Origin of the sequence: Ruminococcus sp. YRD2003, from assembly GCA_900109435.1 — a bacterium.
GTDB classification, from domain to species: Bacteria; Bacillota; Clostridia; order Oscillospirales; family Ruminococcaceae; genus Ruminococcus; species Ruminococcus flavefaciens_G.
In genome coordinates this window covers 53,361-73,487 of the sequence record FNZT01000016.1, presented here as the reverse complement: position 1 = coordinate 73,487, position 20,127 = coordinate 53,361, and the positions used below count along the sequence as shown (strand labels likewise).

Below are 20,127 nucleotides of genomic sequence, written 5' to 3'. Positions count from 1 at the left end.
AACGTTTTATTGGGCGCACGGAATGCGCCCCTACATGATAAAATCAACCGAAAGAAGAAGCTGCTCGAAAAGCAGAAGGAAGGCAAGAAGCGCATGCGGCAGCTCGGTACCGTAGAGGTGCCGCAGGAGGCGTTCATGAGCGTTCTCAAGCTTGATTCGTAAGCGGCTGTAGGGGCGAGTTCCGCTCGCCCGCACTTTTTCAAACGTTTTATCGGGCGCACGGAATGCGCCCCTACATGATAAAATCAACCGAAAGGGGTGGAAAAAATGCTGCCGAACTTTATTATGGCAGGGATTGCCACTGCATTCTTTATAGTCTGCGTCTTGTGCGTGATGTCGGAGGGCTCGCCGTCGGACAAGGCTTCCTCACGCAATTTTTTCCGCTCCGTGAGGGTGACTCTGCGTGAGATACCGCTGATAGTCTACCCGATAGTGATAGGACTTGTCATATACGCAGGCTGGAAGATCGACGCGATAAACTTCAAATGTGCTTTGCTGACCGCAGTTCTTGTGGCGATAGGGGCGTTCGTGCTCAACGATCATCGTATCCTCTGCGGGCGCAGAAAAGCCCGCAAAAAGAAAAAGCGCCGACCTCTCCGCTGGCTGAGGGAAGTCCCGATGACAAAGGAAGTCCCCGAGCTGAAAGAGCCCAAGGAAGCACCGCTCGCAAGGGAGCTCCCCGAGCGTGAGGTCGCGGTCACAGCAAAGGAATAAGAAAGGAAAAAATATGAGCCTATACAGTTGTCCCCACTGCGGGGAAAAGACATTCAATCCCATATCAAAGGCTATGGCGGGTCAGCTCAACTCACGCGGCAAGGTCTGCATGAAGTGCGGCAGACGCGTCGTAAACGGCAAGGGCGCGACCATCTTCAACGCCCTCTTCAGCATTGTCATGTTCGCGGGCATAGTTGTGACGTACCTGTACGCGCCTAAGCTTCTCGGCACGCAGTACGACTGGGTCGCTCACTATGAACTGCCGATATGCATAGGGCTGCTGCTGCTGAAATTCATCGTACCGCGCCTCGTGAACGCGTTCTGCTTCAGGCTCGAGCCCGCGATAAGGATAGACCCCGTAGAATGAGTACGCTCGGTATCTACGTCCACGTACCCTTCTGCGGTAAAAAATGCGGATACTGCGACTTTTACTCCGTCTGCTACACAAAGGAGCAGGCGGAGCTTTACGTTGAAGCGGTACTGCGCAATATACGGCATTATTCCGACATTTCCCGCACGGTTGACACAGTCTACTTCGGCGGAGGCACGCCCTCGCTCCTTACAGCGGAGCAGCTTGGAAATATCATCGCGGAGGTCGGTCGCAGCTTCGCCCTTGACCGTGAAGCGGAGATAACACTCGAAGCCAACCCGAGCACGCTCACTCCCGAAAAGCTCGCAGAGCTGCGGAATGCGGGCATAAACAGGCTGTCGATAGGCGTGCAGTCGATGTCGGACGCAGAGCTGAAGCTCCTCGGACGCACCCACACAGCCGAGCGTGCCGTCCGAGCTGTCCGCGAAGCAGCCGAGGCGGGCTTCGGAAATATCTCCTGCGACCTCATGCTCGGCATACCGTCGCAGACTCCCGAGAGCCTGACCACTTCGATAGCGCAGCTCGCCGAGCTGCCCATACAGCACATCTCCGCCTATATTCTCAAGATAGAGGAGGGCACGCCGTTTGACTGCGGCGAGGTGCGCACATCGCTGCCCGACGAGGACGCGTCCGTGGAGCTTTACCTGCTTGCGGTGCGGGAGCTCGGCAGACGCGGTTTCGGGCAGTATGAGGTCTCGAATTTCGCGAAGTCAGGCTATGAGAGCCGCCACAACAGCCGCTACTGGAAATGCGAAGACTACCTCGGCATCGGACCCGCCGCCCACTCGTGCTATGGCGGGAAGAGGTTCGCTGTCCCGCGCGATATAGAGGGCTTTATCAGTTCACCCGTACAGCCCGCGGAGGTCACAGACGAGCATCCCTGCGGCTTTGAGGAGTACGCAATGCTGCGGCTGCGGCTTGCGGAAGGGCTTGCTCTCGCGGACGTACCCGAGCACCGCTCCGAGATTGAAAAGAAGCTTCCGCCCCTCATAAAAGCGGGCTATGTGAGCTTTGACGGAGAACGCGTGTCGCTCACACCCGAGGGCTGTCTCGTGTCGAATCAGGTAATAGAAATGCTGATATTCTGAGCTAAGTCAGCAGCTCCTCACGCATATGCGCGAGGAGTTTTTTTTCGCGCCGCGATACCTGTACCTGAGTTATGCCCAGCAGCTTAGCCGTTTTCGACTGCGTCAGCCCGCGGAAGTACCGCAGCTCAAGCAGCACTCTGTCCTCGTCGGGGAGAGCCGCCATTATCTGCCGCAGTGCGAGCAGGTCAGTGATCGCTTCATCGGGTGCATCCACGGGGACGTCGAGCTGTCCCTCGCCGTCATCGGGAGCCGTCAGTGATATCAGCGGCTGAGCCGCGCAAAGCGCCTCGGTGATATTTGCTTCGTCCTCGCCCGTGAGCTCCGCAAGCTCGCTTATCGCAGGGTTTCTGCCTTCGCGCTGTACGAACTCCGCGCAGACCCGCTGTAAGCGCAAACCGAGCTCTTTCAGGCTGCGGCTGACGCGAATGCTGCCGCCGTCGCGGAAAAGCCTCTTAATTTCACCGAGTATCACAGGCACAGCATAGGTCGAGAACTTCACGCCGCGGTCGGGGTCGAAAGCCTTGACGGCTTTCAGCAGCCCCAGACATCCCGCGGAGAAGAGGTCATCGTAGTCGATACCGCGCCCGCGGAAACGGTTGGCGCAGAGGTGAACGAGCCCGAGGTTTTCCTCGGCGAGCGGCTGTTTCAGCTCAGCAGCCATGCACCGACAGCTTCTTTCGCATGGTCACAGTCGTGCCGCGTCCGACATCGCTCCTGACCGATATCTTGTCCATGAAGGACTCCATGACCGAAAAACCGAGTCCCGAGCGCTCCTCCTCGGGAGCAGTGGTGAAGAGGGGCTCCATAGCCTTTTTAATGTCCGCAATGCCGCAGCCGCAGTCCTTTACGCGTATGTAAATCTCGCGCTCGGGAAGAAGCCTCACCACAAGGTCGATCCTGCCGCAAGTACCGCGGTAGCCGTGGACTATCGCGTTCGTGACCGCCTCGGAGACCGCCGTGCGTATGTCCGAGAGTTCCTCGACCGTGGGGTCAGCCTGCACAATAAAGGATGAGACTGCCGCTCTTGCCGCACTCTCATTCTGTGAGAGCGACGGCATACTGAATCTGATCTCGTTAAGAATTTCCATGATAAGCCTCCAATCAAGTTATCCTGACAATGCGTTCTATCCCCGCAAGTCTCAGTACGCGGCGGATGCTCTCCTGAGGACTACGCACCTCGAGGCGTCCGCCGCACTCCTTCATAAGCTTTTGTCTGCCCATAATGAGCCCGATCCCCGAGCTGTCCATGAAAGTTATGGCGCTCATGTCCATAGCGAGGACATCGGGCTGCATATTGATGATGAAGCTGTCGAGCTGTTCGCGGGCTTTTTTGGCTGAATGGTGGTCTATTTCACCTTTCAGAACAGCGATAGCCATACCTTTTTCGGATCTTATGTCGATATTCAAGCTTTTAACCTCCGTTCTTAATCAATTTGCTCTATTATACCACTTCATCTGCGCGAAAGATGTCAAAAACAGGCAAGCTTCGCAGATATCTTACAGCAAAAAAGCGGTGCTGACCTAATTGGTCAACACCGCAACAGATACATTAAAGTGTCAAATAAGAATTAAAAAACCGCGAAGCGGAAATCGCGGGGGTCCGGGGTGAGGCTCTCACCCCGGCAGGGGGTGGACCGAGGGGGACGGCGTCCCCCTGAGAAGCAGGCAGGCGAGCGAAGCAAAGCCTGCCGACCGCTCCGTACATCTTCGCCACGGCGAAGCCGACGAAGCATCCACCGATACTATACAAAAATATCCCCCCGCCGAGTGGACCAGCGTCCCCCTTGAGAAGCAGGCAGGCGAGCGAAGCAATGCCTGCCGACCGCTCCGTACATCTTTGCCTCGGCGAAGCCGACGAATCATCCACCAATACCATACTGCCAATGCCCCAATATCCTTTTGCTCATAAATGCAATAACCGCCTGACGGCGGTTATTGAGGACACATTATATCATTTGTTCACGCGAAGCAGGGGACTGCATTTCCTATCCGAGAAGCCCGAGCTTCTCCTTCTGCTTCAATATTCTGAGGACGCTCTCGTCGATGCGTTCCTCGGAGATACGCCCCGAGCTCACTGCATTTTCGATCCCGCTCACTGCCGAGGCGAGGTCAGCGGGCATGAGTATGATGTCAATGCCTGCTTCGACGGAGAGCACAGCAGCCTCCGAGCAGCCGTACACATTCGTGATAGCTCCCATAGCCTGAGCGTCGGTGATGGCGATACCATCGAAGCCGAGGTCGTCTCTCAGCCAGTCCGTGACGATGACTTTAGAAAGGTCAGCGGGCATATCGTCACCGGCGCCGGTAACGACCTGATGACCGACCATTACGAAGTCGCAGCCCGCGTCGATACCGCCCTGAAAAGCGACAAATTCGCTGCCGCAGAGCTGTTCGTAGCTGCGGTCGATGACGACAGTCCCGTTATGAGTGTTGCCGCCGCCCGCACCGAGTCCGGGGAAGTGTTTGAGCGTACCGCTGACGCCCCTGCTTTGGAGCCCCTCGACCACTGCTGCGGACATATCCGCGACAACGTTCGGGTCAGAGTTGAAAATGCGGTTCCCGAGCTCGTTGTTTGGATTGAGGTTTACGTCCGCGACGGGCGCGAAGTCAACGTTGAAGCCGTAATCCGCGAGGTAAGTACCGATAGTAGTACCCACGCCGAATGCTGAATCGTAGTCATTGAGCCCGCCGTAGTAGGACATATTGTACACCGCAGGCGCACCGAGCTTGTAGCTGACGCGGGTGATATAGCCGCCCTCCTCGTCGGTCGCGAGGAAAACCCCCGCGCCCTTGGACTTTGCATAGTTTTGCAGATTCGAGAGCATATTGCGTGTCTGGTCGGATGTAGCGAGGTTGGCTGCAAAGAAAATATAGCCGCCTATCGGGTAATCGTCGTAGCAGTTATAGGTATGCTGGTCGGCGTACTGGAAGCAGCCGTAGCCTGTCAGCCCCTCGGGGTGGGTCATGAACATCTGACACACTTTCTCGTGGAGCGTCATATCTGCGAGGAGCTCGTCCGCATCGGAAGGTCTTGAAGGCTTCACGGGAGCTTTTGTTGTGGTCGTGGCAGCCGCAGTCGTACGCTTTGCCGTTGTAGCGGGCTTAGCGGTCGTTACTGAGGGAGTACGGCTCTGTCCGCCCGAAGGCTTGGGAGTGTATCCTCCGCCGTTGTCCGGGGGATTCTCTATGCCTGGATTGTACGGCTTGTCACCCGATGCGGGAGCATTAGTATGCACGGGCTCTTCCTCCTCGTTTTTCGCTGCTGAAGTGGTTTTCCTCTCTGTGGTCGTCGCAGCGGAGGCAGCAGAAGTACGCCTTGCCGAAGTAGTCTTTGAGGACGCAGTCGTGCCTGTGGTACTCTCCTGCGTCTGCTCTGTTGTTTCAACTGTAGCAATGGTGTCCTCAGCGGGCGGGAGCTCTCTTCCGCAGCCTGCGATGAGCGATGAAACCGCCAGAGTGAGGGCGATGAGCTTACTTTTTCTTGTGTTTTTCATGATTAAGTTTCCTGACTCTCTTACGGATATATCTGAACGCAGCGTCCTCGCCCCTGTCGGCGAGCAAACGCAGCAAAAACTCCAGCTTGTCGGCGGTCGTCTGCTCAATAGCGCGCTTCGGGCGAGCCTTGAGGAAGTATTCGAGCGGACAGCTGTCCGTATATTTTTCCTTATTGTAGATCTTTGACGCAGCAACTCTGTCGCAGAACATCTCAAAGATGAAGATATCGGGCATCTTCACGGGGTCGAGCGTGCCCGTAACGGTGCTGTAGTCGGTCCAGTATTCAAAGTGGTGGGTATTTCTGCCCTTGTGGTGCATCCACGCGCGTGAGCAGCCTGTCACCTCTCGTTCTTTTTCGTTGGGACTGCGGCTGCCCTGATAGTAGAGCACGCCGGGAATGAACTCGGTAGGCGAGAATTTGGAGAGGTCGTGCAGCAGTCCGCGCTTGATTATGCCCGCCTTGAAGCAGTGGACCATTACCATATGGCGGTGACGTATGACAGTTCCGAGGTGTCCGAAAAAATTCTGTATGAGCATGGTCTTACCTCAATCTTTGCTTATATCGAGCACGCTGTTCTTGACGATGAGCCTGCCGCTGATTATTCTTCTGCCCGCGGAATAAGTCGGGTCGGAGAGTTTTTTTGCCATTATCTTCACAGCCTCCGAAGCCATTTTCTCGAGGTCGACTTCGACTGTGGTTATCGTAGGAATGCAAATGCTTGAGACGGTGTAGTTGTCATAGCCGACGACAGAAATATCCTCGGGGACGCGTACGCCCTTCGACTTCAGAGCGGATATCACGCGGAACGCGGTCTCGTCGCTGTTGCAGACGAAAGCGGAGGGCATCTCGTCGGGGAAGTCTATCTTGTCGAGGAGCAGGCTGCGCTCCGTTCTGTCGGGGATAGTCCAGTCCTGGCGGTATTCGAGCTCGTTTTCCATCAGGCACTTCACATAGCCGAGGAAGCGGTCGTTTATGCTGCTGGTGGCGTTGAGCGAGCCGAAGAAGCCTATTTTCCTGTGTCCGCAGCGGACGAGGTAGTCCGTGAGTATGTAGCCGCCGTGGTAGCTGTCGGAGTTGACGGAATCTATCTCATAGCGGTTGTCGTAGAAGTCGACAAAAATGAGTGGGAGGTCTATCTGGCTGAGCTTGTGGATATAGTCCCTGCATATCTGACCGATGACGATGATACCGTCGACCTTCTTCTCGGATATCATATTCGGGAGCACGCCGTTTTTCTCGCTGTCAGCGGTGATGCACTCATACACGGTCAGCACGTTCATCGCCGAGAGCTTGTTTGATGTATTAGCGGTGAGTTCCCAGTAGAAAGTTCCCCTTGCGCCCACGAAGCGCTCGGATGTGATTATGCCGACGCTCTTGCCGAGCTTGGGGACGATCGGTTTTTTCTTGCCTGATTTTGTATTTGAGGGCTTATAGCCCATTTCCTCAGCTGTATCGCAGATTTTTTTTCTCATCTGCTCGCTGACGCCGTCGCGGCCTGCGAGCGCATTTGAGACCGTAACGACGCTGACACCGAGCTTTGTAGCGATGTCGAGCATTTTTATGCCGTTTTTCATATATTCCCACCTTTATCGAAGGATTAATTAACTTCCAATATTATACCATAGTTTAAGTATAAAATAAAGTACCTCTGAGATATTTTGTCGGAACAGTCAAAGTTTGTCAATGTTGATTGTGCATAATTTCCACAAAAGCGAAAAAAGCCGCAGAAACGGCTTTTTCTAAAACAAATAACAAGAAATGTATCACTTTCGGCAGTTTATTAATTAAGTCCGCGAAGCGGACACCTAAATTATTCACTATTGACCTGATTTTGCCGAGTATTGTACAAAAAAGCGTAAATGCGGAAAAATGAGTATGAGGTAATCGGTGAAAGTGACATCTGTCACTGATTATTGTGACAAGCAACATCTTTTGGATAGTGGCATTTTATGCTACAATGAGGACAGAGAACAGGAGGAAAAGCAACCTGTATTTTATGCTCAAAGGAGGAATGCAATATGAAAAAATGTTCATTATTTTTAATTATTCTTTTAAGTGTGTCCCTTTTGACAGGATGTGTTAAACTGCGGTCAGCTGATGAGCTCGAGAAAGAAGCCAGCAGCAAATATGGAGGTACAATGGTTTCATCGTCTTCCACCAAGGACGAAGTAAAGGTCGAAATGCAGGATGAGGATTACGGCTTTACATATACGATACGCAGTATTGAAGGGAGAAAACAGATCTATTTTGACGCATCTACTACTAAGCCGACAGAAAGAACGTATTGCGATTATTATGTTTGTATGTTTCAATATTTTGATTCACAATGTGCCGATGAATTGGACGAGATCCTTGAAGAGATGAATGCCTCCCGCAAACCAAACGGAGAAATATGGAATGAACCATATCCGTACTGGAAGTTTACGATCAAAGATAAAAGTCAGGCAACATCTCTTGCGAGAAAATGCAGTAAACTTGTAGAAAAGTATGATACAAAAGAAAAAATGAAGGGGCATGGGGAGATAGCGGTTTACGACGAAAATGACCGTTTTATTTTAGGTTTGCGGTGTTAAGATGTTTGTTTCGGTTTGTGCAGAAGACCAGATACTTAACGATATCACGCAAAAACAGCCATAAGGAAGCAAAAGCTCCCTTATGGCTGTTTTTTTGTTTTGTTTGCTTCACCGAGATATTCGGGTCGGTAGGGGAATAACTCCTTGTAAGCTTCATCGACCTTGTCGTCGCACTCGCCCGCGGGGATAAGCCCCGTCATATCGCCCCACGAGGCTGACGGACAGACATATTCGAGCTCCTGTTTTTCGGGTTCGGGTACGGGAATTGACTTTTTTCGCCTCATAATATCAGCTCCTTCCGCAGTTATTATCTGCGGGACGAGTCGGATTATTCAGCCACGATGTTGATAATATTCTGATAAAGCGAGACCGAGTCGCTCGCGAAGCTGTAGCCGAAGTGGTCGGGATTCTGTATCTGCATCACGATTATGTATGAGCCGTCGTAGAGGCTGTAGTCCATCCACGTTCCTGAGCCGTTGTCGCTCGGATTTTTCAGTACGCCAGTTATGTACAGGAAGTCACCCTTCCAGGTTTCGGCGGTGCCTGTTTTAGCGTAGAACTCATATCCTGCGGGAACAGAGATGCCGATATTCGCTGCGACGCCCGACATACCGCTGAGCAGGTTCTGACGGCACTCCTCGGGGATACTGCATATCACGTCATTCGGAGTCGTCCCCATCTGCAAGGTAGAAGAGAGGTCGTTCGTATCAACTATCCTGCCGATAGTGAAAGGCTTCACCATATCACCGAACACGGCTTCTCTGCCGAGAGCGGCGAGGTACAGCGGGCAGGTCAGCACGTATGACTGCCCGAAAGCGGTTCTTCTGAGGTCATCGTCGCAGTATATCTCCACGTTGTTATGGAGCGTGCCGAAGTCACATTCAATGTCGGAGCAGAAGTGGAAGATATCGTCGAGGTCGGCGAGGACATCGTCCTTTCCAATCTGGTCGAACGCCTTAGCGAAGAAGATGTTGCTCGAATTGACAAAAGCGGAATAGAGCGAGCGCTCGTTCACGGGATAGTTCCACGTCTGGTCGTGGTCCCAGTTGACAATGGAAACGCCGTCGAATTCCCATGTTCCCTCGTCATACAGACTTGTAATGCCGTGCTTGTCGGCGATGACCTCGGACATTATCTTGAAGCATGAGCCGGGTTCGGCGTTCTGAAATGCCTTGTTGCCATAGTTTCCCCAGGCGAGGTCTTCCTCAGTCTCTGTCCCGCAGTACAGGTCGGGGTCATAGGACGGATAGTTTACCTGAGCCGCGAGCGAGCCGTCCGACCTCATAACGACAACCGAGCCGACGATATTCTGGCTTGCCATATAGTCGTATATCGCTACCTGCTTGGCTGAGTCGAAGGTGAGCTGTATCGACTGCCCGATCTTGTCGCCGATATGTGATGAGGGGTTCTGTGTGCGAAGGAGCTTGTCATATGTAAGGTCGAGCCCTTCGGACATCTCATTGAGCACATTCGCGAACGCCACCTTGTTCGCGTCGTTCGTCATGCGTATCTCTTTGCCTGTTCCTGCCTCGTCCCTATTGCTGTACATCAATATCTTTCCGTTTGCGTCGATGAGATCACCTCGCATCACATCGGGAGCTTTCTCCTTTGCTGCTGCGGCAGCCGCGGTCGCAGTTTCGGTCTTCACGTCCGAGGCAGCAGTTGAAGCTGCGGTGCCCGTTGCCATTGTGATGACGGAGTCGGGACCTCCCGCGCGCTCGACCACCGTGCCGCACGAGGTCAGCGGAGCGATCAGCACAGCCGCCGCCGCGACCGAAAGCATCATCTTATATTTGTTCATATCAATTCACCCTTTATCATGTATTAGCAGTTTAGTCAAGCGGCTCCGAGTTAAAGCGAATGTTCATATCGACATCGCCCTCAATGCCTGGGATACGTCCGTAGGCGCTTGCCTGCCACAGTGCGAAAGCGCCTTCATAGTCGGTATCGTCGACGTAGTGAGCGAGCCATACGGGGTGGTTGCCGCGATTCTCCCAGAAGTTGTTGAGGAAGTTCTTGCTGCTGTAGAGCATAGCGGAATAGCCGTTTTTCTCGCACTCATCGGCAAACGCCTCAAAGACGCAGTTGAGGTCGTGGATATTCATGCCGTACTCCTGAAAAGTCGCCCATTCCTCCCAGTCAAATGCGATAGGGTAGTCGAGCTCGCGACCGTCGAGCTGTTCAATGACCCATCGAGCGTGCTCGCGTGCGCCCTCCTCTGTGTTATCGGCGGAGTAGAAGTACACACCCACGTCGAGTCCCGCAGCCGTAGCATTCTCCATATTCTGTCTGTAGTAGTCGTCCATGACGGGCTCATCGCGGTAGTAGTAGCCCATTCGCATGAGCACGAACTCGCATCCCGCATCTCTTACGGCGTCGTAGTCGACATTGGTCTGCCATGCAGACACGTCAATGCCGAAGCTGACGTCGCCGTAATCTCTGTAGTAGTCGATGAAGTCGGAGTAGGCGACGCGTGCATTATTGTCCTCGGGGCGCGGTATCTCGTTCAGCACGAGCACCGTGAGGTCAAAGTCAGTGGAGTTGCCCGAGCTGTCTGTCACAGTCACAGCGAGGTCGAGCTTGCCGACCTCCGAGGTGTCCGTATCTCCCGAATAGGTTACGGACGGAGCGCGGTCGTAGTTGTCGACGTAGCCGATAATGCTGTCGATATCGAACGGCTCGCCGACCTTCGTGTACGGATTCCAGCCCGAGTTGAGTATCAGCGGGGGAGTGGTGTCGACAACATTGTAGGCAATCTCCTTCTCGTACTCATTCCCCTCGTACTCAAATGTGACCTTAGCCTTTTTCTCACCGAGCCCGTCGGTGTCTATGAGGTCGGCGGGAGCAGTGAGCTTCACGTTGTTGTCGGTGATGAGCTCAGCTATCGTCGTTTGCGAGTAGACCTCCACCTCCGCCTCAGACCCGAGCACGACTCCCTCTGGGATATCGGTGCTTATTTTCTTTGTAGTGGTAACCGTAGTAGTAACGGTGGTGGCAGCAGTTGTCTGAGCGGCAGTCGAAGTCGTCACCGCGGCAGTAGTTGTCACGGGCGCAGGGCTCTCAGCCCCCACGCTGTGTCCGCAGCCCGTCAGCAGCAGCGCCGCTGCCGAGATAGAAGTAAGTGTATATTTTTTCATATTGTCTCCATTTGTATAAATTTGAGCCTTTAGCTTTTAGCCTTTAGCCGTTAGCTCGCGGTATTGCCTTCGGCAATGATATTTAAAAATATGATCGCAGTGAACACCGATAGCTAATGGATTACGGCTAACGGCTGATAGCTTACTTTTTCAGCAGCCTTTCCGTCATTACACGTCGGCAGTCGAGTTCGAGCGTATCGTCGAGCTTTGCGAGCTCAACGTGCGAGCCGCTGTGCCTGTCGAGGCAGTAACCGATGATATAGTCCGAGAGTTCGGGGTTTTTCGCGAGGCACGGACCGTGCATATACGTCGCGATGACATTTTTCTCGAAGTAGCCCTCATAGCGGCTTTTCGAGCAGTTGCCGTTGCCGCAGAGCACCTCTCCGAGGGGAGTTTTCACGTCCTGCGTCTGACCGCCGTGGTTCTCGAATCCGACGACGTCCACGGTCGCGCCCGTGAAGGTGGTACGTATGACGACATTGCCGATACAGCGTTTTTTGCGGCTCGACGGAGCAACGGTGAAGTAGTCGAAAAGTCCGAGCCCCGCTATCTCATTGCCGTCGGCATCGCGGTAGTATTTGCCCATGAGCTGGTAGCCGCCGCAGATTAGGAACAGGAAAGTCCCTCCCTCATAGGCAGCCTTAATGCCTTCCCTGCACTTTATGAGGTCGGCGGAGATATGCTGCTGTTCGAGGTCAGCGCCGCCGCCGATGTAGATGACGTCGTAGCTGCCAAAATCGGGCATAGCCGAGTCAATGGAATACTTGTCGACAACGCAGTTTATGCCGCGTTTTTCGCATCGGTACCTGATTATCTCCATATTCCCGCCGTCGCCGTAGAGGTCGAGCATATCCGCATACATATGGAGTATCCTTATCTCACTCATCGCACTTACCTCCGTTGGCTGAAATATAGCGTTTAAGAGCAGCGCGTGTAGGCTGGACAGCGGTGTAGTTCGCGATGACGAACTTGCGCCCCTCGGTCTTAGCGAGCTCCGCCACAGCCTCGTCGAGGTCGGGACGGACTATGATATTCGCGGGGTCATAGCCCGAGCACTTGATACGCACGGCTATGTCGTAGGCGCGCGTACCCGACGTTACCACGCGGGTCACGCGTTCAAAAATGCTGAAATTTATGTCCCATATCCACGACACATCGAGCCCGTCCGCAACGTTGTCGTTGAGCACGAAAAGGAGTTCTTTTTCGCCTTTCATCTCGTTCATGACACGGAGGGTCATATTTGCACCTACGGGATTTTTCGCGAGATTGAGGGTAGTGAGCCTATCTCCGAGCATAAATGTCTCCATGCGGCCGTTGTTGACGGTGTAGTTGTCGATGACATTCGCGGTGACGTCCTGCGCGATGCCGTAGAGCTTTGCCACAGCCGCTACCGCCGTCATATTGTAGACGTTGTAGATGCTGTTGAGCTTGGGAGAATACTCATGCTCGTCCGCCGTAAATACGGGCTTTTCGAGGTCTATGCCGCCCGCAGAGATGTAAGGCTCGTAATCACCGAAGCCGCACTTGGGACAGGCGAACTTACCGATGTGCGAGTACTGATAGAACTCGTACACGAGCGGCTCGCCGCAGAACGGGCAGAACCTTCCCTCGGAAGCCTCGAATATCTTCTCGGTCGCGAAGGCGTACCTGTCTGCGCGGAAGTATTTGACGTTCCTGCTGTCGGGATTAGCCTTGCCGAGGCGAGCGGTGTTGGGGTCGTCGCCGTTGAGTATGAGGTTCCCGTCAAAGGTCTTGCAGAATCCGTTTATCTTCTGAATGAGCGTTTCCATCTCGCCGTTTCGGTCGAGCTGGTCGCGGAAGAAGTCGAGCACCACGAGCGTTTCGAGCCTGAGCTGCGAGTACACCACAGGCACGTGGCTCTCGTCAGTCTCGAGTATGAGGTAATCGGCGTTTACTCTGCCCGCACCGTCGCAGTGACGGAGCAGGAGCGAACATATACCCGTATCGAGGTTATTGCCCTCCTTGTTGATAATGATGTTCTTTCCGCTCTGCTCGAAGAGCTGAGCGACGCAGTTGGTGACGGAGGTCTTGCCGTTTGTGCCTGTTATGGCGATTATCGGGCAGTCGACCCTGAACATCTTGCAGCATTTTCCGCCCGTAAGGTGCCAGAGTATGATTCCGGGGAGGTTGCCGGCGTTGCGCCCAAACAGGTGCAGGACGCCGACGATAATCTTTCCGATGAGTATGAGAAGTCTGTTCAATTTATCGCTTCTTTCTTTGGTTTTCTGTTTGTAAGATTCGCGGAGATTGCTTCCGTTTTGAATGAACTACAGCGCGAACATTGGGTTCCAAGGGGCTGTGCTCCTTGGCGGATTCCAAAGGCAGAGCCTTTGGCAGGGTGTGGGACAGCGTCCCGCGACGAAGTGCGCTCTGCAAGGGGATGAATTTCAAAACAGTCCAGTGGACTGTTTTGAAAGAGGGGAGGCTCTGCAAGAGAGAGCCTCCCCTTGTAGAAGTCCTCAATTGCTTTACCCGCGGAATTATTCCGCGCGGTATTACAGTGCCATTTATTGCGGGCGGATGATATCCGCCCCTACATTATTCCGTATAACTAATGCGTCCGTCCTCGGAGAACTCGACATATCCGCGTTTTTTCGCCTCGCGGATGCCGAGGGAGACAGCTGTTTCGATTGTGGGAGTCACCCTCGTGAAGCCGAACAGGTGAGCTGTCTCGCGGATGAGGTCATCGCGGAGCATAGCTATCTGCTCGGACATTATCAGCTTAATGCCCGCCGCTATCTCCTCGGGAGCGACCTCGTCGAGCGGGCGTCTGTCCTCATCTGAGCAGTTCGCGCGGCAGATGTCATAGCTGTCGGGAGTCTGGTCGGGCAGCCACAGGAAGTCGTTCTCGCCCGCCTTTGTTACGACCGCCCCGCACTTATCTATCGCACTGTCGGCAGCCGCCTTGGTATTGGGAGTCGTCCTTGCCACGCCGAAGCACGCAAACAGCTTCTTTGTGAGAGCCGTCCTGCTTATAGGAGCCTCAGCCGCGAGGATATCCTTGACGCACTTGATCATCCTGACCTCGCCCGTCTCGTTGAAGCTCTCGCTCTTGCCGTATTCCTTGACCCTGAACGGCTTGTAGGCCGCGCATCTCTCGGCGAGAGAGCTGACCTCCTCGGTCTCGAATACAAGCTCCTGCTTCTGCGGCTTGGGCTCATCCTTGACAGCCTCGGGAGGAGCGTTCCTGCGCTCGATGACAGCGGCTATCTCGTCCTCGATTTTCTTGATGACCTTGTCCTTGTTGTCGAGCCAGTCGAGGATATAGACGTTCATCGTATTCCAGCCGAGACCGCGCAGCACCGACGCCTGCGAGAGGTGTCTGTCCTTGGCGGTGCCGTTTACATAGTTTGACTTGGTACCGCAGTTTATGCCGAGTATGTACCGCGAGGTATTCTCGGGGTCGGCGACAGCCACATCTATCTTGAAGTCCGAGCAGCCCACCGCGCAGTTGGCGGTATATCCGCGTTTGCGGAGCTCCTCTGCGAGCACATTGCTGAAGTCGGCAGTCTTGGCGGAGGTATTGCCTCTTACGGCGAGGGCGCTCCTGCCCTTAGCCGCAAATTCGAGGAAGCCCTTGAGTCCCTCGACGCCGTCGGAGCGTGTGCGCGAGAGGTCTATCATCTCGGGAGTGATTACGGAGAACACGATCATCTGGCACTTCGAGCGCGATATAGCGACATTGAGACGTCTCCAGCCTCCGTCGCGGTTGAGCGGACCGAAGTTCATGCTGACCTTGCCCTCCTTGTCGGGACCGTAGCCGATAGAGAACATGATGACATCGCGTTCGTCGCCCTGTACATTTTCGAGGTTCTTGATTATGATGGGCTCATACTGTTCATTCGCCCACTGCTCGAGCTCGGGGCGCTCTCTGTAGGCGTCCATGAGCATATCGTCGATGAGGTTCTGCTGGGGCTGACTGAACGTAACAACGCCGATACTGAACTTGCGGAGCTTGGGGTCCTCCAGTCGGCGCGAAATTTCCTCCACGATAGCCTTAGCCTCAGCCTTGTTGGTGCGGGTGGAGCTCTTGTCGTAGAAGCCGTCCACGTGAACCCAGCTGACCTCGGATATCTGGTCATCGGGCGACGGGAAGGTGAAGAGCTTGTTGTCGTAATACTTGGCGTTGCTGTAGGCGATGAGGCTCTCATGCTGCGAGCGGTAGTGCCAGAGCAGGTGCTCCTGCGGCATAGAGAGCGCGAGGCAGTCGTCGAGCACGCTCTCGAGGTCTTCCTTCTCGTAGTTCTCCTCGTCGACCTGATTTGACGAGAAGAAGCTTGTAGGCGGGAGCTGTTTCGGGTCGCCGACGATGATGACATTTTCGCCGCGTGCGATAGCACCGACAGCCTCACAGGTCGGGAGCTGCGAAGCCTCATCGAAGATTACGAGGTCGAATTTGGGGTAGGAAGGGTCGATGTACTGAGCGACGGATATCGGACTCATGAGCATGACGGGGCACATCCTGCGCAGGAGGTTGGGAATGCTGTCGAAGAGCTTGCGTATGGACATCATGCGTCCGTTGCTCTTTATCGCCTTCTGGAGAATGCCTATCTCGGAGCTTGCTGCCGAAGCGCCTGCCGCGGGTATCTTGGCGGAGAGCTCGGCAACGAGCTCATTAATGGTGAGGGTCGAGAACCTGTCGAGCACCTCGCCGTACTTGCGTATAGTCTCCTCGAACAGTGTCCCTTGGAACTTGGAGAGTATCGGGCTCGCGGAGATAGTGGAGGTCACCATAGCGCGGCAGATATCGCAGTCGAACCCGCCGAGGAGCTCGTCCGAGCGCACTTTTCCCGCGAGGAAGTTATCGGCGACATTGCCGATGCCGAGTTCAGTGAGCCTGTTGCATATCGTGACTATGCCCGTCCACTCCTTTAGCTGCGGGAGCGCACCGATAACGCTGTCAGCCTGTGCGGAAGCCTCCGCAGACCAGTTATCCCCGCCGAGAGCGTCGGGCGTGAGGGCGAATTCGCTTCCGAGCGCGGACACCTCTTCACTGAGCTGAGCAAAGTCCGCAGAGAGCCTGTCAGCCGCAGCCTTGGAAGCCGTCTTTGCGGACGGGTCGCCGTAGCCGCTGACGAGAGCCTGTGCGAGCCGCGTCTTCTCCTCCGCACCGAGCGGAGCCGCCGCCAGTCCTCCTCTCAGCTTATCGGAGAGCGCCACAGCTTTGTCTATCATATCCCAGTCGGAGTTCTCGCCCTGCCACAGAGCGCCGAATACCGCGGTAAGCTCGGGCTGCGCGTTGATTATGGCACCGCTCAGAGCTCCGAGCTGATTGAGCTTTTCGTAGTGCTGAACTATGTTCTGTTTTGTTACTGTAGCGGGCGACTTTGCGTGAGCCGCGAGCTCCTTGACGAGTTTGTTCGTACCGAACAGCTTAGGCAGGAACCACTTGCTCTGAGCTGTTTTCCAGTTCACGAGAGCCCCGCTCGCATCGTATGCGAGGACGGACGGCTCGAACTGACCGAGCACCTCCGCCTTGAGCGCGCGCTGCTGACGTCCCGAAGCGATGAGCTGACCCGCAGCTTCTCTGCGGAGCTCCCAATCGCTGCCTGTGAGTATCTGCGGAAGGATATACCCATCGGAGGAAGCCGTGGTGATGAGGTCAGCGGCAGCCCTGCACTGCTCGTAGCCGAGTTTTTCCGAGCCGACAGCCGCGCAGAGCTCACCGCTGTGAGCTCCCGCCGCCGCAAGCGCCGACTTGAACTCGCCGAGCTTAGCTTCGAGCCTGCCGCGCGTATCGGGAGTACACTCCGTCAGGCGGCAGCAGGTGAGGGGAGAAGCGGTCACGTCGCCGAACTCCCTGCCTGCCGCAGCGAGGCGTTCGAGCTCTTCGTGCCACTGTGAGTAGGTCTCGGCGTTCATTGCATCTATCTGCGACTGCGAGAAGCTGAACTTCCCGCCGAACGGCTTGAACTGTTCGTACCTGACAGCCGCGTCGTAGAGCGACAGACCGTACGGGCGAACCTTGTGTATCTCGGACATAGTGTCGTTGAGTTCGGCGCGCAGAGAGGCTATTTTTGCAGCCTCAGCCTCGTATTCGGCGGGAGTCTTGACTCTGCCGACGTTGAGCGTATCCTCGAGCTGCTTGAGCACGGCACGCTTCTGTGCTTTATTGGAATGGAGCTCAAGGCAGAACGGCCCGAGCCCTATCTTGTTCAGACGCTTCTCCACGACCTCAAGAGCCGCCATTTTTTCGGCGACGAAGAGCACGGTCTTGCCGTGGTGGAGGGCGTTGGCTATCATATTGGTAATAGTCTGGGACTTACCTGTTCCGGGAGGTCCGTGGAGGACGAAGCTCTTGTCCGCATTTGCAGCATAAACAGCCGCAAGCTGCGAAGAATCGGCAGCTACGGGCACAGCAAGGTCAGCGGGAGCGACCTTGTTGTCGAGGTCGAGGGGAGTCATGGAGATATCGCCGCCTTCCCATTCGGTCTTGCCCGAGATGAGGCTTGCAACGACCTTGTTTGCGGCGAGCTCATCGGCGCGGTTGCGGATATCGTTCCACATGATGAAGCGGTTGAAGGAGAACTGTCCGATGAAAGCGTACTCCTCGATATCCCAGCGTGTACGCGCCATGATACCCTGACGGACAGTGCTGAATATGAGCGGCAGGTCAACGCCGTTCTCGTCCATAGGCACGGGGTCGAGCCCCTTGATATCTATGCCGAAGAACTGCCTGAGCATTTCGAGCACGGTGATGTTGACCTGCGTCTCCTCGTCGCGTACCTTTATCGTGTAGGACTTGTCCTGCACCTTTCGGTTGATGTCGACGGGAATCAGCACGAGCGGAGCATAGCGAGCCTTCTCGCTCTTGTCGGTCTCGTACCAGCGGAGGAATCCGAGCGCGAGATATATCGTATTCGCGCCGTTTTCCTCGATGCTGACCTTAGCCTGCCTGTGGAGTTTTTTCATTATCTTTTCGAGCTCCGCCTCACTGATGAAGGTACGGAGTCGGCGGCTCTTGAATTCGGAGTCGGCAACGGCGTCGATTTTTGATTTGTCGTTTTCGGTCTCGAAAATCTTGCTGTCAGCCATAGTGAAGGACATATCGTTCGGCACTGGGCATACCTTGAACTCCTCATTCTGCGATATCACGTCCTCGAGCTCGCCGAGGTCGGTGACCATTACCTGCACGTTCATAGTGGAGGGGCGGAAGTTGAGGAGGCTGTTGCGGAGGCTGAGGTCGAGCAGCTTACGCTCCCAGATGACCTGCTTTGTGACTTCGCGCGGCTCGCCGTCGAGCTGAATATCGCCGATTATGTCCATTTCCGAGGGTGCGGAGGTTATCTCGCTGCGCTTGCGCTCGCCGTAGTCGACGGCTTTGAAAGCGCCGTTCTCGAACACACGCGCAGGCATGGGACGAATGCCGCCCGCTCTCGTGCGGGTAACATCGACTGCGAAATAGAAGTCGTCGAATGATTCGAGGTGCTTGGCGGCGTGAGCCTCGGCTGTGTCGAAATCGACGCCCTTGCCCGCGGTGAAGTCGGTACACTCGACCACGCTCATCGCGTTCACGCCCTTGGCGATGCGCTTGGAAATAGCGGAGACGTCGTATTGCAGGCAGTCGGAGAAGGTCTCGTTGACGAGCCAGCAGCCCGCGAAAGCGTGACCCTTCACGATATAGAGCAGGGGATTGAGGTCAATGGCTTCGAGGCAGGCGCAGTACAGCACGGCAAGGTCGATGCAGGTGCCGCTCTTGCCTGTGAGGACGTCCTCGGGCAGGCGCACGCGCTGAGCGGTCTCATAGCTCGCAGGCGGCGCGGTATAGGCGATATTCTGCTCCTGCAAAGCGGCGTATATCGCACCCATCTGCATTTTCACGATATTTGGGTTGCGGTCCTGATATCCCGTGAAGGACGGCGAACCGCTCCATTTCTGCATATATTTTCCCGCTTCGGCGACTATCTCCTTCACCTTCGGGTGGTTGGGAGTGATGAAGGCGCCTATCATTTCGGGCATAAAGAGCACGCCCGTCCACTGGTCGTAGGCGAGGAGCTCGATAGTGTTCACCTGTGAGGCGATGACCTCGTCACCTTTTACGGCTTCGACGGTCACGCTGCCGACCATTTTTTCGGTGAGACTGAACAGGTAGTCGGCATTGAGGACTATATTCACGGGAGCTATCTCCGCAGGACGCGAGGGCAGCAGGTCGGTCGGGAGCGACTCGAACGGCTTGGCGAATTCGGGCTCGAAGCTGACCCTGAGCCTTACAGCGGGGATGACCTCGTCGGTGTTGTTGGTGAGGGTGATATTGCGGAAAACGGGCACATAATTCTGCTGCATGGCAAAATTTATCTGTTTGGTCATACTTCCGCCGAAGGTAATGATGTTGTCCATATCAAGCTCCGTTCTGCCAAAAGTGGCTGAAAAAATCATATACATTATTTATTATATCATATACGGACAGCTTTTACAATAATTTTACGAAAAAAATTCGCATTTTTTGTAATGTGTAATTATACGTATCGTTGTAGGGAACGCCGCCCTCGGCGTTCCGCTGTAGGGGCGTATTCCGAGCGCCTGCATTGAAACGTCAGCTATCATGTTCGCAAACAATTCACCGGATTGTTTGCGAACGAGAAATCTGACGTTTTTATTTGGACGAGCGCACCCGTGTATGCCGTACGCGTATTTGCGGAACGCCGAGGGCGGCGTCCCCTACAATTAGGAGGGCATCATTGCCGCGCCTTGACATTTGCGCCATGTCGGGTTATAATTACAATAACTA

The 20,127-nt window shown here is 54.9% G+C and carries 16 protein-coding genes and 1 pseudogene; 5 read left to right on the top strand and 12 right to left on the bottom strand.

The annotated features are described in order from the left end of the window. Positions 1–42 precede the first annotated feature (42 nt). The 4 genes and pseudogenes from BMX22_RS17075 to hemW all read left to right on the top strand — a co-directional run. Positions 43–162, top strand: a pseudogene (locus BMX22_RS17075) (hypothetical protein); the annotation flags it as partial. Between the two features lie 105 nt (positions 163–267). After that, a complete protein-coding gene (locus BMX22_RS13360) occupies positions 268–714 on the top strand; it encodes a hypothetical protein (RefSeq protein WP_074742924.1) in 447 nt (148 codons plus the stop codon). Between the two features lie 13 nt (positions 715–727). Further along, positions 728–1,081 (top strand): hypothetical protein, encoded by a 354-nt coding sequence (locus tag BMX22_RS13355; RefSeq protein ID WP_074742923.1) that lies wholly within the window; start codon positions 728–730, stop codon positions 1,079–1,081. Continuing rightward, positions 1,078–2,172 carry a radical SAM family heme chaperone HemW gene (hemW, locus tag BMX22_RS13350; protein WP_074742922.1) on the top strand — a complete coding sequence of 365 codons (1,095 nt, stop codon included), beginning with the start codon at positions 1,078–1,080 and terminating at the stop codon, positions 2,170–2,172. The genes BMX22_RS13355 and hemW overlap by 4 nt, the downstream gene beginning before the upstream one ends. A 1-nt stretch (position 2,173) precedes the next feature. On the opposite strand, the gene BMX22_RS13345 is transcribed toward hemW, so the two are convergent. From BMX22_RS13345 to BMX22_RS13320, 6 genes are all read right to left on the bottom strand, one after another. Continuing rightward, positions 2,174–2,833, bottom strand: a complete 660-nt coding sequence (locus tag BMX22_RS13345) for a sigma-70 family RNA polymerase sigma factor (RefSeq protein ID WP_074742921.1) — start codon at positions 2,831–2,833, stop codon at positions 2,174–2,176. After that, entirely contained in the window at positions 2,823–3,260 is a 438-nt protein-coding gene (gene spoIIAB, locus BMX22_RS13340; RefSeq protein WP_074742920.1) for an anti-sigma F factor, read from the bottom strand. The genes BMX22_RS13345 and spoIIAB overlap by 11 nt, the downstream gene beginning before the upstream one ends. Positions 3,261–3,273: 13 nt before the next feature. Next, positions 3,274–3,579, bottom strand: coding sequence for an STAS domain-containing protein (locus BMX22_RS13335; RefSeq protein WP_074742919.1), 306 nt, complete (start codon positions 3,577–3,579; stop codon positions 3,274–3,276). Between the two features lie 578 nt (positions 3,580–4,157). Then, positions 4,158–5,666, bottom strand: coding sequence for a glycoside hydrolase family 3 protein (locus tag BMX22_RS13330; RefSeq protein WP_074742918.1), 1,509 nt, complete (start codon positions 5,664–5,666; stop codon positions 4,158–4,160). Beyond that, a complete protein-coding gene (locus BMX22_RS13325) occupies positions 5,644–6,204 on the bottom strand; it encodes a DUF5662 family protein (protein WP_074742917.1) in 561 nt (186 codons plus the stop codon). The genes BMX22_RS13330 and BMX22_RS13325 overlap by 23 nt, the downstream gene beginning before the upstream one ends. A 9-nt stretch (positions 6,205–6,213) precedes the next feature. Further along, positions 6,214–7,242 (bottom strand): LacI family DNA-binding transcriptional regulator, encoded by a 1,029-nt coding sequence (locus BMX22_RS13320; RefSeq protein ID WP_074742916.1) that lies wholly within the window; start codon positions 7,240–7,242, stop codon positions 6,214–6,216. A gap of 444 nt (positions 7,243–7,686) precedes the next feature. On the opposite strand from BMX22_RS13320, the gene BMX22_RS13315 reads away from it, so the two are divergent. Next, positions 7,687–8,241: a hypothetical protein gene (locus tag BMX22_RS13315; protein WP_074742915.1), complete on the top strand. Its 555-nt coding sequence runs from the start codon at positions 7,687–7,689 to the stop codon at positions 8,239–8,241. A gap of 80 nt (positions 8,242–8,321) precedes the next feature. Here the strand turns inward: BMX22_RS13315 and BMX22_RS13310 are convergent, their stop codons facing one another. From BMX22_RS13310 to BMX22_RS13285, 6 genes are all read right to left on the bottom strand, one after another. After that, positions 8,322–8,525 carry a hypothetical protein gene (locus BMX22_RS13310; RefSeq protein ID WP_074742914.1) on the bottom strand — a complete coding sequence of 68 codons (204 nt, stop codon included), beginning with the start codon at positions 8,523–8,525 and terminating at the stop codon, positions 8,322–8,324. A 44-nt stretch (positions 8,526–8,569) separates the two neighbouring features. Continuing rightward, complete coding sequence (locus BMX22_RS13305; RefSeq protein ID WP_074742913.1) at positions 8,570–10,042, bottom strand: penicillin-binding transpeptidase domain-containing protein; 1,473 nt, start codon at positions 10,040–10,042, stop codon at positions 8,570–8,572. A 31-nt stretch (positions 10,043–10,073) separates the two neighbouring features. Further along, the gene (locus tag BMX22_RS13300) at positions 10,074–11,378 is read right to left on the bottom strand and encodes a GH25 family lysozyme (RefSeq protein ID WP_074742912.1); all 1,305 of its coding nucleotides are present in this window, start codon (positions 11,376–11,378) and stop codon (positions 10,074–10,076) included. A 142-nt stretch (positions 11,379–11,520) separates the two neighbouring features. Then, positions 11,521–12,264 (bottom strand): type 1 glutamine amidotransferase, encoded by a 744-nt coding sequence (locus BMX22_RS13295; RefSeq protein ID WP_074742911.1) that lies wholly within the window; start codon positions 12,262–12,264, stop codon positions 11,521–11,523. Continuing rightward, positions 12,257–13,600 (bottom strand): Mur ligase family protein, encoded by a 1,344-nt coding sequence (locus tag BMX22_RS13290; protein ID WP_074742910.1) that lies wholly within the window; start codon positions 13,598–13,600, stop codon positions 12,257–12,259. The genes BMX22_RS13295 and BMX22_RS13290 overlap by 8 nt, the downstream gene beginning before the upstream one ends. 337 nt (positions 13,601–13,937) lie before the next feature. Further along, a complete protein-coding gene (locus BMX22_RS13285; protein ID WP_074742909.1) occupies positions 13,938–19,736 on the bottom strand; it encodes a DUF4011 domain-containing protein in 5,799 nt (1,932 codons plus the stop codon). Between the last annotated feature and the right edge of the window lie 391 nt (positions 19,737–20,127).